The organism is Virgibacillus ainsalahensis (genome assembly GCF_055380755.1).
Window position 1 is genome coordinate 1,264,776 of record NZ_AP043943.1, and the last position, 15,985, is coordinate 1,280,760.

At 42.7% G+C, this 15,985-nt stretch carries 9 protein-coding genes, 3 rRNA genes and 1 riboswitch; of the genes, 11 read left to right on the top strand and 1 reads right to left on the bottom strand.

The genetic code is table 11. From position 1 onward, the window contains the following. Positions 1-38: 38 nt before the first annotated feature. Positions 39-704 (bottom strand): hypothetical protein, encoded by a 666-nt coding sequence (locus ACZ427_RS05945; protein ID WP_461177103.1) that lies wholly within the window; start codon positions 702-704, stop codon positions 39-41. A 417-nt stretch (positions 705-1,121) separates the two neighbouring features. On the opposite strand from ACZ427_RS05945, the gene ACZ427_RS05950 reads away from it, so the two are divergent. The 11 genes from ACZ427_RS05950 (at position 1,122) to cysI (ending at position 15,957) form a co-directional block, all read left to right on the top strand. Next, the gene (locus tag ACZ427_RS05950) at positions 1,122-1,430 is read left to right on the top strand and encodes a rhodanese-like domain-containing protein (RefSeq protein WP_461177102.1); all 309 of its coding nucleotides are present in this window, start codon (positions 1,122-1,124) and stop codon (positions 1,428-1,430) included. Between the two features lie 560 nt (positions 1,431-1,990). Then, positions 1,991-3,557: ribosomal RNA gene (locus ACZ427_RS05955) — 16S ribosomal RNA — on the top strand. Positions 3,558-3,786: 229 nt separating this feature from the next. Further along, positions 3,787-6,707, top strand: a 23S ribosomal RNA gene (locus ACZ427_RS05960). Positions 6,708-6,882: 175 nt separating this feature from the next. Beyond that, positions 6,883-6,998 (top strand): 5S ribosomal RNA (gene rrf, locus ACZ427_RS05965). Together the 16S, 23S and 5S rRNA genes form the textbook arrangement of a ribosomal RNA operon. Positions 6,999-7,153: 155 nt before the next feature. Further along, positions 7,154-7,591: a CBS domain-containing protein gene (locus tag ACZ427_RS05970; protein WP_461179306.1), complete on the top strand. Its 438-nt coding sequence runs from the start codon at positions 7,154-7,156 to the stop codon at positions 7,589-7,591. Between the two features lie 1,057 nt (positions 7,592-8,648). After that, positions 8,649-9,179: a diaminobutyrate acetyltransferase gene (gene ectA, locus ACZ427_RS05975; RefSeq protein WP_461179305.1), complete on the top strand. Its 531-nt coding sequence runs from the start codon at positions 8,649-8,651 to the stop codon at positions 9,177-9,179. 4 nt (positions 9,180-9,183) lie between these two features. Beyond that, positions 9,184-10,458, top strand: a complete 1,275-nt coding sequence (gene ectB, locus ACZ427_RS05980) for a diaminobutyrate--2-oxoglutarate transaminase (protein WP_461179307.1) — start codon at positions 9,184-9,186, stop codon at positions 10,456-10,458. A gap of 58 nt (positions 10,459-10,516) precedes the next feature. Beyond that, complete coding sequence (locus ACZ427_RS05985; protein WP_461179304.1) at positions 10,517-10,903, top strand: ectoine synthase; 387 nt, start codon at positions 10,517-10,519, stop codon at positions 10,901-10,903. Between the two features lie 174 nt (positions 10,904-11,077). Continuing rightward, a riboswitch (SAM riboswitch) is annotated at positions 11,078-11,186 on the top strand. A 123-nt stretch (positions 11,187-11,309) separates the two neighbouring features. Continuing rightward, positions 11,310-12,035 carry a phosphoadenylyl-sulfate reductase gene (locus ACZ427_RS05990; protein ID WP_461179303.1) on the top strand — a complete coding sequence of 242 codons (726 nt, stop codon included), beginning with the start codon at positions 11,310-11,312 and terminating at the stop codon, positions 12,033-12,035. A 236-nt stretch (positions 12,036-12,271) separates the two neighbouring features. Beyond that, on the top strand, positions 12,272-14,122 hold the full coding sequence (locus ACZ427_RS05995; protein WP_461179302.1) for an assimilatory sulfite reductase (NADPH) flavoprotein subunit: 1,851 nt from the start codon (positions 12,272-12,274) through the stop codon (positions 14,120-14,122). Positions 14,123-14,226: 104 nt separating this feature from the next. Beyond that, on the top strand, positions 14,227-15,957 hold the full coding sequence (cysI, locus tag ACZ427_RS06000) for an assimilatory sulfite reductase (NADPH) hemoprotein subunit (protein ID WP_461179301.1): 1,731 nt from the start codon (positions 14,227-14,229) through the stop codon (positions 15,955-15,957). Positions 15,958-15,985: the final 28 nt, after the last annotated feature.

The following is a 15,985-nucleotide window of genomic DNA, read 5'->3' on the forward strand; positions in this document are numbered from 1 at the left end:
GGTTCTATCGCACAAGCGATAGAACCACCTTTTACCTATTAATTACTGGGAACCCACTCTGTTTGTAGGATGATCCATTCCTCGTTTTCGTAATACCAGAGTGTTTCAATTGTACCTAATTGGTCTGCATGGTAAGCGCCACTTATTTGCTGATAGCTTTTTAGACCGTATCCTTTCGTTTTACTAATCAATACAGGGTCAAAAAAAGCAATTGGATCAATCATTGCATCCGTCGGCTCAATTAATTCACCTGCTTCATTATACATTCCAAGACGAATGTAATCATTCTTTCGATCACTGACATCAACAGTAATAGGCTTATCGTTAGGGGTTAGCTGAATATCGACATTAAAGTTTTCTGCAAACTCTGCTTTAATATTTGGTTGTTGAGGTAAAGGAATTTCCGTTAATTCATCATTTTTAAGCGTGTGTAAATGGTAACTATATAGACCCCCGCTCCCTCCGGTGGCACTCTGATAAAAAATATCTTTCACATTATCATGGTTGAGATCAATAAATTGAAGTGCAGGTTCATAGCCACCACCATAAGAAATTTTCCATTCATTTTCATACGATGGGCTAGTTATATCGGCCCAGATATCACGAAAGTAATTAGTATCCTGTGAAAATAAAACACCTTTTAATTCAATAACTTCATTTTGTCCATCCCCGGTAATATCCGCTTCGTATGTTTCGATCAGCATCGGTTCTATATTACTTTCGGCCCCCGACACGAGTTCAGGAATGAATAAACCTGTCAGTACAACAACTGAAATAAGAAAATTTTTTATGGTAAACCCCTCCTGTCTTAAATCTGCAGTTAAGAAACCAACATAGCGGCTAAGAGCATGCCGCCACCATCCATAATGAAAACACAGCTAATTTAACCAGAAGACTGTTCTTTAAACAGTGGGACTGCGATTACTCGTCCCATCAAAAAGATATGTTGTTTTCATACAAAAGTATAAAGCTTTTATACTGCATAAGTTAGGCAAGACCTTCGTCATAAAAACATTGTGAGAAGCTAACTTTTTAATAATGTTATTTTGTGTCAGATATTTGCAAGCTATACTTGAAAAAAGTATCATTAAATTAAGAAATAATCGAAAAGGGTGAGGTAAATGAATCATATAAAGGAAATAACACCGGCTGAATTAGAAGAACAGATGAAAAAGGATGATAATCTCGTTGTTGTTGATGTTAGAGAAGATGAAGAAGTTGCACAGGGAATAATTGAAAATGCAAAGCACATTCCATTAGGTGAAATCCCTCATGCAAAAGATGAGTTAGATAAGGATAAAGAGTATGTTTTTGTATGCAGATCAGGTGGTCGAAGCATGAAAGCTGCTTCATATTTGGACGAACATGGGTTTAAAGTTACTAATATGGCAGGTGGTATGCTGAAGTGGGAAGGCGATGTTATCGACTAACTTGCAAATAACAAGTATATGAAAAAGTTGAATAAAACTGCAGTATAAAAAAGAGAGAAAAACCTATTGACTTTTTATACTGCAGTTGGTAATATATTTTTCGTGTCAAAAAACTTCACTCGCATATGTTTAGAAAAGTGCTGTGAATGTGTTTAAAAAAATGCACACAATTGTATTGACACTTCCACATCAACGTGCTATAATTGCTATCCACAATTAAAGATTGTCGAAAAAGCTAATGAATTGTTTTTTGGGATTACTTATTGACAATAATTGAGTTATTGTGGTATGTTAGTTCGGCCGCCAACTTGGAGGTTGACTAAATGAATTGCTTTTTAAAAAAAGATTGATAAAATTCATTGACTTTAAAAAGCAAAAATGATATATTTAAAAAGTTGCTTTTTTAAAGCGACTTGCGATTTTCGCTCTTTGAAAACTGAACAAAACAACCAGTATGTCAAGAAGAACATAACCTGTTTTTCTTTAAACAAATCAGAAGTTAACGCTTCTGAGAAAAGCTAAGCATATAAGATTGATTGGTGTTAATCTTATTTCAAACTTTTTTGGAGAGTTTGATCTTGGCTCAGGACGAACGCTGGCGGCGTGCCTAATACATGCAAGTCGAGCGCGGGAAGCAAGCAATCACCCTTCGGGGTGTGCGCTTGTGGAACGAGCGGCGGACGGGTGAGTAACACGTGGGCAACCTACCTGTAAGACTGGGATAACTCGCGGAAACGCGAGCTAATACCGGATAACACTTTTGCTCTCATGAGTGGAAGTTGAAAGGCGGCATTTATGCTGTCATTTACAGATGGGCCCGCGGCGCATTAGCTAGTTGGTGAGATAATGGCTCACCAAGGCGACGATGCGTAGCCGACCTGAGAGGGTGATCGGCCACACTGGGACTGAGACACGGCCCAGACTCCTACGGGAGGCAGCAGTAGGGAATCATCCGCAATGGACGAAAGTCTGACGGTGCAACGCCGCGTGAGTGATGAAGGTTTTCGGATCGTAAAACTCTGTTATTAGGGAAGAACAAGTGCCGTTCAAATAGGGCGGCACCTTGACGGTACCTAACCAGAAAGCCCCGGCTAACTACGTGCCAGCAGCCGCGGTAATACGTAGGGGGCAAGCGTTGTCCGGAATTATTGGGCGTAAAGCGCGCGCAGGCGGTCTTTTAAGTCTGATGTGAAAGCCCACGGCTTAACCGTGGAGGGTCATTGGAAACTGGAGGACTTGAGTACAGAAGAGGAGAGTGGAATTCCACGTGTAGCGGTGAAATGCGTAGAGATGTGGAGGAACACCAGTGGCGAAGGCGACTCTCTGGTCTGTAACTGACGCTGAGGTGCGAAAGCGTGGGGAGCGAACAGGATTAGATACCCTGGTAGTCCACGCCGTAAACGATGAGTGCTAGGTGTTAGGGGGTTTCCGCCCCTTAGTGCTGAAGTTAACGCATTAAGCACTCCGCCTGGGGAGTACGGCCGCAAGGCTGAAACTCAAAAGAATTGACGGGGGCCCGCACAAGCGGTGGAGCATGTGGTTTAATTCGAAGCAACGCGAAGAACCTTACCAGGTCTTGACATCCTCTGCTATCGGTAGAGATACCGAGTTCCCTTCGGGGACAGAGTGACAGGTGGTGCATGGTTGTCGTCAGCTCGTGTCGTGAGATGTTGGGTTAAGTCCCGCAACGAGCGCAACCCTTGAGATTAGTTGCCAGCATTTAGTTGGGCACTCTAATCTGACTGCCGGTGACAAACCGGAGGAAGGTGGGGATGACGTCAAATCATCATGCCCCTTATGACCTGGGCTACACACGTGCTACAATGGATGGAACAAAGGGCAGCGAAACCGCAAGGTCAAGCAAATCCCATAAAACCATTCTCAGTTCGGATTGCAGGCTGCAACTCGCCTGCATGAAGCCGGAATCGCTAGTAATCGCGGATCAGCATGCCGCGGTGAATACGTTCCCGGGCCTTGTACACACCGCCCGTCACACCACGAGAGTTGGTAACACCCGAAGTCGGTGAGGTAACCTTTTGGAGCCAGCCGCCGAAGGTGGGACCAATGATTGGGGTGAAGTCGTAACAAGGTAGCCGTATCGGAAGGTGCGGCTGGATCACCTCCTTTCTAAGGATATATTACGGAAACATACTCGGTTGTTTGGTTCAGTTTTGAGAGAGTGAATCTCTCCAAGGACCTTCTGTTAAAGACCGTCACGTCCTGTGACGAACACAGAAGTCACCACGTCATGTGGAAGCTTGTACCTTGAAAACTAAATAAGAGTAACAACGACATCAATTTTTTTGAAATAAAGCGAAGGCGAATTTAAATTCGTACGCTTATTCACAGTAACGCTAGTTAAGTGAATAAGGGCGCACGGTGGATGCCTTGGCACTAGGAGCCGATGAAGGACGGGACTAACACCGATATGTCTCGGGGAGTTGTAAGTAAACTACGATCCGAGAATTTCCGAATGGGGAAACCCACTGTTCGTAATGGAACAGGACTTGTGTCTGAATACATAGGGCACAGGAGGCAGACCCGGGGAACTGAAACATCTCAGTACCCGGAGGAAGAGAAAGCAAACGCGATTTCCCAAGTAGCGGCGAGCGAAACGGAATCAGCCCAAACCAGAAAGCTTGCTTTCTGGGGTTGTAGGACACTCCACCAGGAGTTACAAAGAAATTCCTTAGACGAATGATCTGGAACGATCAGCCATAGCGGGTAAGAGCCCTGTAGTCGAAAAGGAATTTCCTCCGGAGTGGATCCTGAGTACGGCGGAACACGAGGAATTCCGTCGGAATCCGGGAGGACCATCTCCCAAGGCTAAATACTCCCTAGTGACCGATAGTGAACCAGTACCGTGAGGGAAAGGTGAAAAGCACCCCGGGAGGGGAGTGAAAGAGAACCTGAAACCGTGCGCTTACAAGTAGTCGAAGCCCGTTAATGGGTGACGGCGTACCTTTTGTAGAATGGACCGGCGAGTTACGATCGTATGCAAGGTTAAGTGGAAGACACGGAGCCGCAGCGAAAGCGAGTCTGAACAGGGCGAATACAGTATGCGGTCGTAGACCCGAAACCGTGTGATCTACCCATGTCCAGGGTGAAGGTCAGGTAACACTGACTGGAGGCCCGAACCCACGTATGTTGAAAAATGCGGGGATGAGGTGTGGGTAGGGGTGAAATGCCAATCGAACACGGAGATAGCTGGTTCTCTCCGAAATAGCTTTAGGGCTAGCCTCAAGGAGATAGAGTACTGGAGGTAGAGCACTGATTGGACGAGGGGCCCTCACCGGGTTACCGAATTCAGTCAAACTCCGAATGCCAGCTACTTTACCTTGGGAGTCAGACTATGGGTGATAAGGTTCATAGTCGAGAGGGAAACAGCCCAGACCGCCAGCTAAGGTCCCAAAGTATACGTTAAGTGGAAAAGGATGTGGAGTTGCCCAGACAACCAGGATGTTGGCTTAGAAGCAGCCATCATTTAAAGAGTGCGTAATAGCTCACTGGTCGAGTGACTCTGCGCCGAAAATGTACCGGGGCTAAACGTATCACCGAAGCTGCGGATTGTTCTTTGAACAATGGTAGGAGAGCGTTCCAGGTGCCGTGAAGTCAGACCGTGAGGACTGGTGGAGCGCCTGGAAGTGAGAATGCCGGTATGAGTAGCGAAAAAAGAGTGAGAATCTCTTTCACCGAATGCCTAAGGTTTCCTGAGGAAGGCTCGTCCTCTCAGGGTTAGTCGGGACCTAAGCCGAGGCCGAAAGGCGTAGGCGATGGACAACAGGCAGATATTCCTGTACCACCTCATGATTGTTTGAACGATGGGGGGACGCAGTAGGATAAGGAATGCGCACCGATGGATGTGTGCGCCCAAGCAGTGAGAAAGTTGGATAGGCAAATCCGTCCAACAATTTCAAGCTGTGATGGGGAGGGAAATTTAGTACCGAAGTTCCTGATTTCACACTGCCAAGAAAAGCCTCTAGTTAGATCATAGGTGCCCGTACCGCAAACCGACACAGGTAGGCGAGGAGAGAATCCTAAGGTGAGCGGGAGAACTCTCGTTAAGGAACTCGGCAAAATGACCCCGTAACTTCGGGAGAAGGGGTGCTCACTTGTGAGTGAGCCGCAGTGAATAGGCCCAAGCGACTGTTTAGCAAAAACACAGGTCTCTGCGAAGCCGAAAGGCGAAGTATAGGGGCTGACACCTGCCCGGTGCTGGAAGGTTAAGGGGAAGCGTTAGCACTTACGTGCGAAGCGTAGAACCGAAGCCCCAGTAAACGGCGGCCGTAACTATAACGGTCCTAAGGTAGCGAAATTCCTTGTCGGGTAAGTTCCGACCCGCACGAAAGGTGCAACGACTTGGGCACTGTCTCAACGAGAGACCCGGTGAAATTATACGATGTGTGAAGATGCACATTACCCGCGACAGGACGGAAAGACCCCGTGGAGCTTTACTGTAGCCTGATATTGAATGTTTGTGCAGCTTGTACAGGATAGGTGGGAGCCTGAGAAGCGTGAGCGCTAGCTTACGTGGAGGCACCCGTGGGATACCACCCTGGCTGTATGAACTTTCTAACCCAGGACCGTGAACCGGTTCGGAGACAGTTTCAGGCGGGCAGTTTGACTGGGGCGGTCGCCTCCCAAAAGGTAACGGAGGCGCCCAAAGGTTCCCTCAGAATGGTTGGAAATCATTCGCAGAGTGCAAAGGCAGAAGGGAGCTTGACTGCGAGACCTACAAGTCGAGCAGGGACGAAAGTCGGGCTTAGTGATCCGGTGGTTCCGCATGGAAGGGCCATCGCTCAACGGATAAAAGCTACCCCGGGGATAACAGGCTTATCTCCCCCAAGAGTTCACATCGACGGGGAGGTTTGGCACCTCGATGTCGGCTCATCGCATCCTGGGGCTGTAGTCGGTCCCAAGGGTTGGGCTGTTCGCCCATTAAAGCGGTACGCGAGCTGGGTTCAGAACGTCGTGAGACAGTTCGGTCCCTATCCGTCGTGGGCGTTGGAAGTTTGAGAGGAGCTGTCCTTAGTACGAGAGGACCGGGATGGACACACCGCTGGTGTACCAGTTGTTCCGCCAGGAGCATGGCTGGGTAGCTACGTGTGGCAAGGATAAGTGCTGAAAGCATCTAAGCATGAAGCCCCCCTCAAGATGAGACTTCCCATCACTTCGAGTGAGTAAGATCCCTCAGAGACGATGAGGTTGATAGGTTCGAGGTGGAAGCATGGTGACATGTGCAGCTGACGAATACTAATCGATCGAGGACTTAACTAACTTCTTTACGATGTACGTTGTTTTAACTCTTATTTAGTTTTCAGGGTATAATAAAAAAATTTCATTTGAAAATGCATATAATATATCTTGTCCTTGTTAGAAGGATTATGTAAGGAGATTCGGTTAAAAACGTTCACGTCCTGTGAACAACACCGAACGACCTACATCCTGTAGGCCTGGTAGCAAGAGCGGAGAGGTCACACCTGTTCCCATGCCGAACACAGAAGTTAAGCTCTCCAGCGCCGATGGTAGTTGGGACATTGTCCCTGCAAGAGTAGGACGCCGCCAGGCACACATAAAAAAGCTAAGATACATCTTCGTATCTTAGCTTTTTTTATAATAGAAATAAGGGCTCTCTCATCAATTTCATTTAAAAACATGAAAAATTTCCCTCTCATAATATGCGCCATTTGAACCAGAATATTGGTTGAAGGGGAGGTTTTTATATGACACAGCAATTACGAAATCTTATGACATCAAATGTATTTACCGTAAATGAGTCACAGTCTATTCAGGAAGCAGCAACGGTTATGAGTCAAAATAACATCGGAGCCATTCCAGTTGTTAATAATAATGGGCAAATAACGGGTATCATAACCGATCGTGATATTACACTTCGATCCACAGCGCAGGGTGAGGCTGCACAAACACCAATATCTCAGGTGATGACAGCTCAGCAGGTTGTACAAGGTACACCTGATATGGACATTCATCAGGCAGCACAATTAATGGCAGACCAACAAATTCGTCGATTACCTGTAGTGGAAAATGGGCAAATTGTCGGTATGGTTGCTTTAGGTGATTTGGCTGTAGATAATCAATTTGATAATGAGGCTGAACAGGCGTTATCTGATATTTCCACACCTTCAGCGCCTCAAAAGTAATTTGTATTTGCACTCCCATTCTTGAAAAGTTTGGCTTATTGCTAAGTCTAAACAGTGTTTTTTAACTGCACTTACGCAGTAACAAGATTACTTTACTATCTGCAAAAGGGGTTTCTTCAGGTCATCTGGGGAAACCCCTTTATTTATTGAAGTAAATGTAATTCAACTTCACTTACACCCGTATAAATTGCTTTGTATGTACCTTTCTCACCACGTTTAGCGAGATAAATGTTCCTGATAATATCATCCCTTTTTTATAATTATATTCTGAGAGGCTAATATCTCCGTTAACCACGTAACGGATGGACCAGGGTTTCTGAGCACATTGGAAGAATTACTTCACCAATTTTCCTTCCATTATGTAATAGATCCATTTTAATATTTGATAACTTCTTATAGAATGGTGACGTGATATTTATAAATCCTTTTTAAAAGGCTATGTGTTTCTTTTTTCATTACAGAAATTTTCTGTAAGCGATTATATTCATAAAAAAAGAACCTGTATCTTAAATTTAGTAGCATATAGGTTTCTTTTCACTTATCTTTTGTTGTTGTTATTGCGATATTGTTCCTGTTGTTGCTTCGGTTATTACCTTGAACCTCATTAATGTCATCCAGAAATTCATTAGCAAATTCAACGTTGTCTGCGTTATTTTAATTATTACGGGTTGTTTTTTTCTTCATAGGTAAGCCCTCCTAATGTTTTTTGTAAAGACAAAAGCCTATATGTTTCTGCCACTATTTTATCCCTTTTGGAAAAAATAACACCATTAATCTATTACCAAAAAAATTTGATGGTTTGGATGCGTTTGGTTTTATCGCATTATTATTTCATATTTTCATGAAACAAGTAATATTCTATTGAATTCTAATTATTTGCTAGTTATTTATAGGCTTTGATACGTATTGGGAATAAAACACAGCTAATCACGTTTAATCAAGCTATATCGTATTTAAATCGTTTTGACGAAATCATTCCTTGCCTTTAACATAATAGAGTAGTTAATTTTAAATGTGATTCGGAGGTGAGAGCATTAATAAAAGTGGAATTAGTGAAATGACTCAAACAATCGAAATAAATACAGGTCTTCATTTTCGTAAGCCGGATAAGAATGATGGGGCAGCTGTTTGGGAACTGATTCAACATACAGGCGTTCTGGACCTTAATTCTTCGTACAGTTATATCATGTGGTGTGATATGTTTTCTGATACATCAGTAGTTGCTGTAGAGGATGAGAAAATAATCGGTTTCATTTCCGGGTTTGTTTATCCGGATAAGCCAAATACTTTATTCATCTGGCAGGTAGCTGTACATGAAGCAGGACGGGGAAAAGGGCTAGGAACAAGGATGTTGTTTCAGCTGTTGAATCGCGAATCTTCTAAGGATGTTACCTATGTGGAAGCAACTGTCTCGCCATCGAATACACCATCACAGAATTTGTTCAAAGGTCTTGCTAAAAAGCTGGACACAAATTATGAAGTAGTGGAGTATTATTCATCTGATGATTTTCCTACTGAGGGCCATGAAGATGAACCATTGTTCAAGATTGGACCAATACTGGAAGATAATAAAATATTAAAGGAATGATATGATGACAACGGCAATAATGAACGATACGAAAATGAAAACATTTGAAGAAATAGAATCAGAAGTGAGAAGCTACAGCAGAGGTTGGCCGACTATTTTTGAAAAGGCCAAAGGATATAAGCTGTGGGATACAGATGGTAAGGAATATATTGATTTCTTTGCAGGGGCAGGAACATTGAATTATGGTCATAATAATGATGCCATGCAGGAAAAAATGATTGAATACATTAAAAATGACGGGATTATTCACAGCCTGGATATGGGAACAATCCCAAGAAAAGAATTTCTTGAACGTTTCAAAGAAGTCATTCTTAAACCGCGTGATCTTGATTATAAGATTATGTTTCCAGGGCCAACTGGCACAAACACCGTTGAAAGTGCATTGAAAATTGCCAGAAAAGTAACAGGCCGTGATTCAATAATCAGCTTTACAAATGCCTTCCATGGTATGACAATCGGTTCACTCTCTGTAACGGGTAATTCATTTAAACGACATGGTGCAGGAGTGCCGTTACACCACAGCGTGTCCATGCCATTCGATAAATATGTGGAAGATCAGGATTCCATTGCATACTTGGAGCGTTTTCTGGAAGATAGTGGAAGTGGCGTTGCATTGCCTGCTGCAATCATTTTGGAAACCGTTCAGGGTGAAGGCGGCATTAATGCAGCAAGAATGGAATGGCTGAAAAAAATAGAAAGCATTTGCAAGCGTTGGGACATACTTCTCATCATTGATGATGTACAAGCGGGGAATGGCCGTACCGGAACTTTCTTTAGTTTTGAGCCTGCAGGAATTAACCCGGATGTTGTCTGTCTTTCAAAATCAATTGGCGGTGTTGGCCTGCCAATGGCAATCACATTAATCAAACCGGAGTATGACCAATGGGGTCCTGGAGAACATAACGGGACATTCCGTGGAAACAACCTGGCATTTATTACAGCGACAGAAGCATTAAATAATTGGGAAACAGATGATTTTGGTAAAGCAATTCGGGAAAAAGCAACTTTACTAAGTGATACGATTAAAGTTCTTATTGAAAAATACCCTGAGCTAAATGCAGAAGCACGTGGAAGAGGATTAATGCAGGGAATTGCTATTGGAAAAGATGGCGTTGCTCAAGAAATTTGTGCAGAAGCATTTAAGCGTGGCTTAATTGTGGAAACTTCCGGTCCAAAAGATGAAGTTGTTAAGTTCCTTCCACCATTAATTATCGATAAAGAAGGACTTGAAAAAGGTTTAGGAATTTTAGATGAGAGTATTAAGCGAGCGCTTGCTTAATTATATAGCACCAAATACAACAACAAACGAAATTTAAACAGGAAAAGGGGAATACGTAATGATCGTAAAATATCTTGATGAAATAGAAGGAACTAAAGATGAAACAGCTGATGGAAACTGGAAGAGCCGCCGTTTCATCCTGAATAAAGATGGTGTTGGTTTCAGCATGAACGATACAGTTATTGCTGCTGGCACAGAAAATTATTTCTGGTATAAAAATCATATTGAAGCAGTATATGTTATTGAAGGAGAAGGACAGATTGAAGAAGTGGAAAATGGTAAAATGCATGATTTAAGACCTGGTACACTTTACCTTCTAAACGATCATGATAAACATAAAGTTCATGCTAAAACACAGCTTCGTATGGTTTGTGTGTTTAATCCGCCACTTGTCGGAACAGAAACTCATAATGAAGAAGGATATTATCCTTTATTGACTGAATAAAATAAATGATGTTAAAGAACCAGCCACTTAGTGGCTGGTTCTTTTTCTATTATATAACTCAAATTATTACACAATTAAAATTAATTTTTCTTTTTTTAAAAATAGTTATTGACTTTTTGATTAGCACACTATACAATAACAATTAATCCTATAATCTTACTTGTAATTAAATTTTTCTTATCTAGAGAGGCGGAGGGGAGGTCCCTATTATCCCTTGGCAACAGGTCTCAAATAAGCACTGTGCTAACCCCTGCAGATGATTATTTTTTCTCGAAGATAGGAAGACAGTTGACACTGAAATCAATTCCCTCTCTTCTTATTGGAAAATAGAGGGGGATATTACCACCTGTATATTTATTTCATCTAATAAAATTGAAAGTGAAAACTTCTCATGGAGGGATGAAGTATGAATAATTCTCCGGTCACCTACAGTAATTTTCCCGGTGATCCATTTAAGGATTGGAATCCGGAAGATGATATGAAAGGAGCCACTGATATTCTGGAATGGGCTTATGACTCGTTTGGGGATTCTGTTGTGTATGCCTGCAGTTTTGGGGCGGAAGGAATGGTACTAATTGATTTAATATCAAGAGTGAAAAAGAATGCGAAAATCGTCTTTCTTGATACAGAAATTCACTTCCAGGAAACTTATGATCTTATCGACGAGGTAAAGGAAAAGTATCCAGATCTGCGTATTGAATTAAAGAAACCGGATTTAACGTTGGAAGAGCAAGCTGACCAATATGGATCTGCACTGTGGAAACGACAGCCGGATCAATGTTGTTTTATACGGAAAATAAAGCCGCTTGAAGATGCATTAAAGGATGCACCTGGCTGGATTTCCGGTCTACGAAGAGAGCAGTCCCCAACACGGAGTAAAACTGATTTTGTAAATAAAGATGAACGGTTCAAGTCCATTAAAGTCTGCCCATTAATCCATTGGACCTGGGACGACGTATGGGACTATATAAAAGACAATAACTTACCATACAATGAGTTACACGATCATAATTATCCAAGTATTGGCTGTATACCATGTACTTCCCCTGTAACGGATGCTGGGGATTCCCGGTCCGGGAGATGGGAAGGGTTAAATAAAACGGAGTGCGGTCTTCATACTACCGGGAAATAATCACGCTCTTTTCTATGCAAAGGAGAAGCATGTACGCCCTTAATCCGACTAAACAACTGGAAATACAAAGTTTTGATCAAATATAATGATATAAATGTCGCCCATTAACACATTGGTTTTTGACGAGTTCCATGTTAGAGCGACAATGTTTAATCTGTATAAATAATCTTAAAAGGAAACGGTTTGGATGATTGTAATTCAAATCAAAATTAAAAAATATAGTGGGGTGAATATCTTTGCAGTTACAAGTAACGAATAGTCCTTTTAACCAGGAACAAACAGAGAACTTAAATCGACTTCTACCAACACTATCAGAGGCACAAAGAATTTGGCTGAGCGGATATCTCTCAGTCCCTCAGACGCAAGAAGCTCCGCTAGCGGCAAGTTCTGTTGACATCCCGAATACTTCAACTTCTCTTCAAAGTGATTCTCAGTTGGCTACCCGGGAAGTAACGATACTTTTTGGATCCGAAACCGGTAATGCACAAGCAGTTGCAGAGGATATGGTTCAGAAACTGGAAGAGAAGAATACAAAGGTAACAATTTCTGCACTGGATGACTTCAAACCTAAAAATTTAAAAAAAGTCCAGGATTTGCTGATAGTGACAGCTACGCATGGAGAAGGAGAACCGCCGGATAATGCGTTGTCGTTTTACGAAACGCTTTATGGCAGGAAAGCTCCAAAACTTGATGATGTCAGATTTTCGGTACTTTCTCTAGGGGATCAGTCCTATGAATTTTTCTGCCAGACCGGCAAAGATTTCGATAAACGTTTCGAGGAATTGGGAGGTGAACGCCTTTATCCGCGAGTAGATTGTGATGTGGATTTTGACGAAGATGCTGCTGAATGGATGAATGGAGTTCTAGAGGCATTGCACGAACAGCAGGAAAGTAATCCTTCAGGTGAATCCTTTCTGACAGGAAATTTAGAGAACGGATCGCTTCTGCAAGATCAGCCAGTCTATTCACGTACAAATCCCTTTAAGGCTGAAGTGTTGGAAAATTTGAATTTGAATGATACTGGTTCGAATAAAGAAACTCGTCATCTTGAACTATCCCTGGAAGGTTCCAACTTTGATTATGAACCTGGAGACAGCCTGGGTATCTTTCCTGAAAATGATCCCCAACTGGTAGATCAACTCATTGAGATAATGAATTGGGACCCCGAAGAGTCTGTGTCGATAAATAAGAAGGGGGATGTGCGCTCCCTTCGCAATGCGCTGCTTTCGAACTTTGAAATTACTAATCTTACAAAACCATTGTTGCAAAAAGCTGCTGATCTCTTTCAAAATGACAGTTTACGTAAACTTCTGGAACCGGGGCAGGAGGAGGAACGGAAGGCTTATATCGAAGGTCGGGATTTACTTGATTTGGTAAAGGATTTTGCGTTAAGTGCAGTGAATCCTGGTGAATTCATCCAGATATTAAGAAAGATTCCTGCACGTCTGTATTCGATAACGAGTAGTCATAAGGCAAATCCGGATGAAGTGCATCTTACCATAGGGACGGTTGCTTATCACGCCCATGGTCGGGACAGAACAGGTGTCTGCTCTGGGCAATGTGCATTACGAGTAGAACCCGGTCGGGAGTTGCCAGTTTATATTCATCGCAACCCTAATTTCAAATTTCCTTCTGATGCCAACACTCCAGTAATAATGGTCGGCCCCGGGACGGGTGTAGCACCTTTTAGATCATTTCTCGAAGAACGTGAGGAGACAGGTGTAAGCGGGAAGACCTGGTTGTTCTTTGGCGATCAGTATTTTTCCACAGATTTTCTTTATCAGGTGGAATGGCAGCAATGGCTTAAGGAAGGTATTTTGACAAAGATGGATGTCGCATTTTCCCGCGATACTGCTGAAAAAGTGTATGTACAGCACCGGATGCAAGAAAACAGCAAAGAGCTTTATCAATGGTTAACAGAAGGAGCAATTGTTTATGTCTGCGGTGATGAGAAAAGAATGGCAAAAGATGTCGAACATACACTATTGAAAATCCTTGAACAAGAGGGAGAAATGAGTACGGAAAAAGCAGAAGAATATTTAAAGGAAATGCGGGAGCAAAAACGATATCAGCGTGACGTGTATTAAAACAATCAATTTTAATTGCAACAACGGGAGAATGAATTCAACTCTTTCATCAGGCAATTTTTTGACATATATGGGCTTTAAAGAAATGTGAAAGGAGATTAATAATGACAGAAAATAAATTCCCCCAGCAAGATGGTCCACTTGATGTTTTGGAACAGATAAAGACAGATAGCAATTATTTGCGCGGTACGATTAAAGAAGGGCTCCAGGATCGAATTACTGCAGCAATTTCCGAAGATGATACAAAGTTGTTAAAGTTTCACGGAAGCTATCAGCAGGATGACAGAGATCTGCGTAATGAACGGCGGCAAAAAAAACTTGAACCAGCTTACCAATTCATGATACGAGTACGCGCGCCCGGGGGTGTAGCTACACCTGACCAATGGCTGGTTATGGATGATCTTGCCCAAAAATATGCAAATGGAACACTGAAGTTAACAACAAGGCAGGCGTTTCAGTTTCATGGAATTCTGAAGTGGAACCTGAAGAAAACAATGCAGGAGATTAACCATTCATTAATGGATACACTGGCTGCCTGTGGGGATGTAAACCGTAATGTCATGAGCAACCCCAATCCCTATCAATCCGAGGTTCATTCGGAAGTTTATGAATGGTCTAAAAAACTGAGTGAATACCTCTCTCCAAGGACTAACGCATACCATGAAATCTGGCTGGATGATAAGAAAGTTGTGGACAGTCGGGAAGAAGAAGTGGAGCCAATGTATGGGCGTACTTATTTGCCGCGGAAGTTTAAAATCGGCATTGCAGTTCCACCTTCAAACGATGTCGACATCTACTCTCAAGATCTGGGGTTTATTGCAGTTCTGGAAGACAATGAATTAAAAGGGTTCAATGTTGCGGTTGGTGGCGGCATGGGGATGACACATGGGGATACAAAAACATACCCACAGATTTCCCGTGTGATTGGCTATATCCCGGCAGATAAAATCGTTGAAGTAGCGGAAAAGGTGATTACAATCCAGCGGGACTACGGCAATCGTTCGAATCGAAAAAATGCCCGCTTTAAGTATACCATCGATGCGAGAGGATTGGGTTGGTTTAAAGATGAATTAAATGAAAGATTGGGCTGGGATATTGAAGAAGAACGTCCTTATTATTTCGAACATAATGGTGACCGCTACGGCTGGGTAAAGGGGAATGGCAGATGGCATTTTACCCTGTTCATTCAAAACGGTCGTGTCAAGGATACAAAAAACTATCCGTTAATGACGGGTCTTCGGGAAATCGCCAAGATCCATACAGGGGATTTCCGGCTTACTCCGAATCAGAACCTTATCATTGCAAATGTAACCAGTCAAAAAAAGAAAAAAATCGTTGAACTAATTGAAAAATACGGCATCACTGAAGGAGAAAACTATTCTGCACTAAAGAGAAACTCCATGGCCTGTGTAGCCTTTCCAACTTGCGGGCTGGCTATGGCAGAATCGGAGCGATATCTTCCATCACTTGTAGAGAAAATTGAAGAGATTCTGGATGAAGCCGGCCTCAAGGAAGAGGATATTATTATACGTATGACAGGATGCCCAAATGGATGTGCACGCCCGGCATTGGCCGAAATAGGGTTTATTGGTAAAGCTCCTGGAAAATATAATATGTATCTTGGAGGCGGATTCACTGGTCAGCGTTTGAATAAACTGTACCGGGAGAATATCGGAGAAGAAGAAATCTTAAACACGCTTCGTCCAATCCTGATTAATTATGGGAAAGAAAAACAGGAAGGAGAACACTTCGGCGATTATGTTATTCGTGCCGGATACGTGGAAGAGGTGCATTCAGGGCTTGATTTTCATACTACAAATAAAGTGGAAAGCTAAAAAAGAAAATGCAGGAAGGAAGTGAAAG

What these genes read in the sequence shown, in the direction of transcription:
- ACZ427_RS05945 (WP_461177103.1), bottom strand. Translation starts at nt 704, where the DNA reads ATGCTGATCGAAACATACGAAGCGGATATTACCGGGGATGGACAAAAT.
- ACZ427_RS05950 (WP_461177102.1), top strand. Translation starts at nt 1,122, where the DNA reads ATGAATCATATAAAGGAAATAACACCGGCTGAATTAGAAGAACAGATG.
- ACZ427_RS05970 (WP_461179306.1), top strand. Translation starts at nt 7,154, where the DNA reads ATGACACAGCAATTACGAAATCTTATGACATCAAATGTATTTACCGTA.
- ectA (WP_461179305.1), top strand. Translation starts at nt 8,649, where the DNA reads ATGACTCAAACAATCGAAATAAATACAGGTCTTCATTTTCGTAAGCCG.
- ectB (WP_461179307.1), top strand. Translation starts at nt 9,184, where the DNA reads ATGACAACGGCAATAATGAACGATACGAAAATGAAAACATTTGAAGAA.
- ACZ427_RS05985 (WP_461179304.1), top strand. Translation starts at nt 10,517, where the DNA reads ATGATCGTAAAATATCTTGATGAAATAGAAGGAACTAAAGATGAAACA.
- ACZ427_RS05990 (WP_461179303.1), top strand. Translation starts at nt 11,310, where the DNA reads ATGAATAATTCTCCGGTCACCTACAGTAATTTTCCCGGTGATCCATTT.
- cysI (WP_461179301.1), top strand. Translation starts at nt 14,227, where the DNA reads ATGACAGAAAATAAATTCCCCCAGCAAGATGGTCCACTTGATGTTTTG.